The sequence below is a fragment of the uncultured Subdoligranulum sp. genome, assembly GCF_937890665.1.
In genome coordinates, this window is record NZ_CALADU010000199.1 from 1 (window position 1) to 5,042 (window position 5,042).

2 protein-coding genes are annotated in these 5,042 nt (G+C 58.3%); one reads left to right on the forward strand and one right to left on the reverse strand.

The window, feature by feature from the left end; genetic code table 11:
- The coding region (locus Q0526_RS11450; protein ID WP_298733706.1) for a LytTR family DNA-binding domain-containing protein at nucleotides 1–628 on the reverse strand (628 nt) is incomplete at its 3' end.
- Between the two features lie 188 nt (nucleotides 629–816).
- Here Q0526_RS11450 and Q0526_RS11455 point away from each other — a divergent pair.
- Entirely contained in the window at nucleotides 817–4,680 is a 3,864-nt protein-coding gene (locus tag Q0526_RS11455; protein WP_298733708.1) for a SpaA isopeptide-forming pilin-related protein, read from the forward strand.
- Nucleotides 4,681–5,042 lie beyond the last annotated feature (362 nt).

Consider the following 5,042-nt stretch of genomic DNA (forward strand, 5'->3'; position numbering starts at 1 on the left):
GCACGCCGGTCACATGGCGCAGGTTCAGCACAAAACTGGCCCCGCACAGGAAAAAACTGCGGTCGGCCAGCAGCGGGGCCACCGCCTCCCGGAAGGTCACGCGGATGCTTTGGGAATCCACCGTGCCGTCGGTGCAGTAGTACCGCACGCAGCGGTCCACCCGCTCCGCACAGCGGATGCGCTCCACCAGCACGCGGCGCGGCCCCTGGGCCGTCTGGACCACCACCGCGCGGCCGCGCTGGCGTTCGGCCAGGGTCCGGGCGACACCGTCCAGCACGTCAAACAGTTTTTCCCGCTCCACCGGTTTGAGCAGATAAAAGAACGCACCTACGCTGTAACTCTCCACAGCGAACTCCTCGTACCCGCTCACATAAACGACCAGCCCCGTGTCCCCCGCCGCACGCAGTTGACGCGCGGTTTCTATGCCGTTGGGGCCGGGCATTACGATGTCCAGCAGGTACAGGTCGAACCCGCCCCGCTCCTGCCGGTACTTCAACAGCGCAGCGCCGCTTTCAAACTGTTCCACCCGGCCGCACAAACCGGGCCGCGCAGCCAGCCAGTCGGCCAGCAGCGCCGCCAGATGCCCGCGCTGCCGCTCTTCATCGTCACACACAGCGATCCGCAGCACCGTGATTCCCCCTCCCAAAAATGCAAATTTTGCGCACAGGATGCCGATTTTTGCGCAACTGCTTTTCCCGCCCTGCGCGCTTATTTATAATAAACGATAGCATGGAATAGAAATACCGTCAAGTGCAATCTGCGCCGGAAGCGGCGCATCCGATACATTCACACTGGAAGGAAAGGAATCAAACGAATATGCTGCGCAAAACGATGTTCCAAAAGGCCCAGGCCGCAGCACTGGCCGCGGCCATGATGTTTACCGTATGCGCGCCGGGCGGCACGGCCTTTGCGGAAACCGCGCCGGACCCGGGCACGACGGCCACGCCGGAGAGCGCCGCCACGCCCGAAACGGCCCCCACCCCGACGCCGGAACCGACTGAAGCGCCGCAGTCTGCCGCTGCGCCCGCGCTGCTGGCGGCGGACGACGTGCAGACGTATGCGGGCCTGCCCAGCGGCGACCCGAATGATGGCAAGGGGAGCAACCACCTTATCAACGGCGTTTCGCCCAACGGCACGACCATCGACGTGTTCGACTACTGGCAGACGACGCAAGAGGGCCCTGATACCAACGCCAACGACATCGATGCGGGTATCAATGCGGGGCACGCGCTGTTGTTCGGTTCCGACATTAAGCATGGTGCTTGGAACGAATGGACCGGGGACGAAACAACACACTCCGGCATCGTCCAGAACAAATTGGGCGATGACGGCTACCCGGTGCTGGCTCTTACCGATGAACAATTGCAAAGCGCCGGCCTGGGTGGCCGCACTGCCAACGAGTCCCTCGCCTATCTGTTCAACCCCTCGAAGGACGTGAACGGCAAGGCCAGCTACCCCGACGCACAGGGTCTGCTGCAGGTGGACAGCGAAGGCTATTACTATTATGACAGCACCAAAAACTATGCCGTCCTCTACCCTGCAGACCTGAATGATAAGGACTCCAAGAACAGCTTCGCCCTGTACGGCATTCCGGGCGGTTATTCCCTCGAAAAAAAAGATCCACCTAAGGCACCAGTACCGGGGCAATTCTTCCCGTTCAATGCCGTGACCGAGGTTGACGAGCAAGACGGTATTATAAACCCCTATTCTTGTGGGGATGCGAGCTTTAATCATTTCTTCGGTGTGCATATGTCCACCCGGTTCATTCAGCAGAACGGCGGCTATGTAGACCAAGATAAAAGAACGCCCGTCACCTATGAATTTTCCGGCGACGACGACGTTTGGATCTTCATTGACGGCAAGCTGGTCGCGGACCTGGGCGGCATCCACAATGCAGCTACGGTCAACATCAATTTTGCTACGGGCAAAATCACAATCAACAACATCCCTTCCGAGGAAACGCTTGGCGAGAAGCTGGGTTATGAAAACAGCACTACCCTCCTGAACAATACTTACCACACGCTGGACTTCTTCTATCTTGAACGCGGCAACAACGACTCCAACATGCAGTTGAGGTATAACCTTGTCACCATCCCGGAAAGCACACTGCACAAGGTCGACCAGTATGGCGACCCGGTGAAAGGCGCAGAATTCCATTTGTACGGCGCGGCGGATTATGCAGCCAACGGGGTCGGTGCCCAAGTCATTGCGGAAGGCACCACGGATGTAAATGGCGAATTTGTCTTTACCCGTACGGATGAGACCGGCGAAACTTACCCCCTCACGCTTGATGAGTTGTATAACACGTATAAGGATAGTCAGGACGCTTCCGGCAACAATCTGATGCTGGTGGAGTACGCCACTCCTCAGGGATACCGCGCCTCACACGAAATCGGCTTGTACTTCAAAGCGGCTCCCCATGATTCGGAGGAAGTATTCCTTCTGTCCAAGGACCCGTGGAGTACGGGTGCTTACGCGATTCCCCAAGTGACCGCCACCACCGGCAACAAGATCAAGCTGCTGCCGGATTTTGACAATGATGCTTCAAAACCTGATCCGGATGAAATCTCCCTCGTGGGCGCGGACGCGGAAGACAATCCCGTCATGTTCGCTGTCATCTTCCAGAAGCAGGAGAACGGCCAATGGTACCCCATTTCGGGCGATCCCCTCACCGGCTGGCAGGTGCAGCCGGATAGAAGTTGGACCAGCATTCTGACCGCCGCAAGAACCAATCCATATGTGTTCCAGCTTGCCAGCAGCGGCGCGTATCAGGTAGAGATCGACGACCTGCCCGGCGACATCAATACTTACTACCACATCTGTCAGGATAATACTGCCAAATACACCGTCGTTTACTACTACACCGAAGCTGATTCGTTGAACGGTGCCATAGATACCAATACCTGGCGTATCGACGCGGACGGAACCGAGTCTACTTATCCGTTGGACCGCGTATTTTCCATGAACCTGTATGTGTCGAACATTCAGAACCAGTTGTTTGTGGAAAAACTGGACGACCAGGGCTCTCCTGTTGAGGGTGCTGAGTTTGAGCTTTGGGGGCAGTCCGACTCCCAGTCCATTGCCGAACCCACTGACGGCGCGGCTGTTCCTCCGGACTTTACTGCTTCGTTCGGTACAGTAATAACAACTACCGATGGCACTGCCCAATTTGTGAACTTGCCGGTCGGGGAGTATTACCTTGTTGAAAAATCCGCCCCCACTGGCTACAAGGTGAACGACACTCCCATCCATGTGATCGTGGACTATTCTGGCGTTTACGCCGACGCAGGCGAAGCGAACGATGGCATCACCGTCAAGCGCGGCGTAGGCAATCTGGTGAGAAGCATGATCCAGTTTGCCGCCAACGACACGGTGGACACCACCCTGTTCAACATCCGCGCGGCACTGGCCCAGAACGTGACTTTTGACAATGGCACCATCAACTGGAAGGATGCCAACTGGGAGAGCGGCGACGTGCTGCATCTGGAATATGTGGGCGACGAGGACAACGACAAGGGCGTAGATTACGCGCCGAAAGACGAAACCGCGCCCCGCACCCTTTCCACCGATGTGGGCTGGTCCAAGCTGCTGGTCCAGCAGTGCCCCAATTCTGACCATCAAGGCAACACCTACCCCACCGCCAACCGGACTGATTTGACAAAGCGGGACCTCACCAGCCTGTTCTCCGGCACGGTGACGGTGCAGGTCACCAACCAGCGCGTGGGTAGTTTGACGGTTACCAAGACGGTGACTGGCAACCAAGGCGAAACTAACCGCGAGTGGAACTTCACTGTTACCCTGACGGACGCGCAGGGCAACCCGGCAACAGACGTGAATGGTGAATACGGTGAAATGAAGTTTGAGAACGGCGTCGCCACCTTCACGCTGACGGATGGCGACAGCAAAACCGCCAAGGACCTGCCTGCTGACCTTCACTATGAAGTGACCGAAGCCGAAGCCAACCATGACGGGTATGTTACGACTGTCGGCAGCAATCAATCAGGCACCATTTCCATGGGCCAAACCGCTACTGTAGCCTTTACCAATTCCCGGAACGGCGAAGTCGGCAGCCTGATCGTTTCCAAGACGGTGGAGGGCGCTCAGGGCGACAAAAACAAAGACTGGAACTTCACCGTGACCCTGACGGACGCGGACGGTTCACCGGCAACAGAGGTGAATAGTGACTACGGCGAAATGACGTTTGTGAACGGCGTGGCCGAATTCACGCTGAAAGACGGCCAAAGCATCATTGCCACCAACCTGCCCGCCGGTCTGACTTATACCGTGACCGAAACCGAAGCCAACCAGGGTAACTATACCACTACGGCCCCCGGCGACAAGGGGACCATCAAGGCAAACGACACGGTGGAAGTGAACTTCACCAACACGTGGAATGCACCGAACCCGACGCCGTCCCCGGCCCCGGAGGAACCGAACGATTCCAACGATTCGGGCAGCTCGAACAGTCCTGCCCCCTCCAGCCAGCCGACGGCCCCCGCGCAGGACCCCGGCACGGACGCTGCGGACACCTCTGCGGCCACGGCGGCTTCTGCCGTGCCCCAGACCAGCGATAACAGCCCCATCGAGCTGTGGACGCTGCTGTGCGTGGTATCTCTGGGCGGCCTGCTGACGGTGTTTGCGCTTAAGCGCATCCGCCGCGGCGATCATTCCCAGCACTGACCGTAAACCGGCATAAAACATCCTCATACGCGCCGCAAATTGGGCGCAAATAGGACCCAAATGTGGCGCGTGTGATGCAAACGCGACCCAAAAGAAAAAGCCAGCCCGGCTTTGCCGTGGCTGGCTTTTCTTTTTGCTTTGCCGCAACGCGAAAAGGCTCCCCTTTAGGGGCTGCGGAGTCGAGCGCCGCCTGCGGCGGATGTGGTAAGGCAAACTGTCTTTCCCGGCGTCATAATCGCCTTTTCGGCGATTCAATACAGAGGTTCGCCCTTCGCTCATCGCTCCGGTCGTTGCCGCTGCGCGGCAAGGCAGCGGTCGCAGAATGCAAGCGCCGCTCCAAGGCGCGCAGCATGATGCGCGAA